Source organism: Streptomyces sp. SD15 (genome assembly GCF_054462255.1).
Genome location: NZ_JBTLMO010000149.1, coordinates 1 through 887 on the forward strand (window position 1 = coordinate 1; position 887 = coordinate 887).

The 887-nt window shown below is 70.0% G+C and carries 1 protein-coding gene; it reads right to left on the reverse strand.

The features are described 5' to 3' along the window. Window positions 1-188: 188 nt before the first annotated feature. Window positions 189-887, reverse strand: a 699-nt coding sequence (locus tag ACX28W_RS43955; RefSeq protein WP_459005700.1) for an alpha amylase C-terminal domain-containing protein, incomplete at its 5' end; no start/stop codon positions are given.

The following is an 887-nucleotide window of genomic DNA, read 5'->3' on the forward strand; positions in this document are numbered from 1 at the left end:
TCGCCCCCGCCGCCCCTACCCGTCCCATCCCGTTCCTGGGGGCTCCGCCCCCAGACCCCCGCCAGGGGCGCTGCGCCCCCTGGACCCCCGCCAGGTATCCCAGCCTGTCCGGCGTTTGAGGACGAGGCCGTTCAGGCCGAAGCGGGGGTCTGGGGGCGAAGCCCCCAGGGGGCGGATGTCGTTGTTTGTCAGGCGGGGCGGAGCCAGATCGTCGCGAGTGGGGGGAGGGTGAGGCGGAGACTGGCGGTGCGGCCGTGGGCGGGGTGGGGTTCGGGTTTGAGGGGGTGGGGGTTGGTGACGTCGCTGCCGCCGTAGCGGGCGGTGTCGGTGTTCAGTGTCTCGTGCCAGGCGGGGATGTCGTCGGGGATGCCGAGGCGGTAGTCGTGGCGGACGACGGGGGAGAAGTGGGAGACGGCGAGGAGGGGGTTGCCGGACGCGTCGTGGCGGAGGAAGGCGAGGACGTTGTCGTCGGCGGCGTCTCCGGCGATCCAGGTGAAGCCGGCGGGGTGGGTGTCGCGTTGCCAGAGGGCGGGTTCGTCGCGGTAGACCGTGTTGAGGTCGCGGACGAGGTCGCGGATGCCGCGGTGGTCGGGTTCGGCGCTGTAGGCGGGGTCGAGGAGCCACCAGTCGGGTCCGTGGGCTTCGGACCATTCGGCGCCCTGGGCGAATTCCTGTCCCATGAAGAGGAGTTGCTTGCCGGGGTGGGCCCACATGAAGCCGAGGTAGGCGCGTGTGGTGGCGCGTTGTTGCCACCAGTCGCCGGGCATCTTGGAGACGAGTGAGCGTTTGCCGTGGACGACTTCGTCGTGGGAGATGGGCAGGACGTAGTTCTCGCTGTAGGCGTAGACCATCGAGAACGTCATCTCGTGGTGGTGGTACTTGCGGTG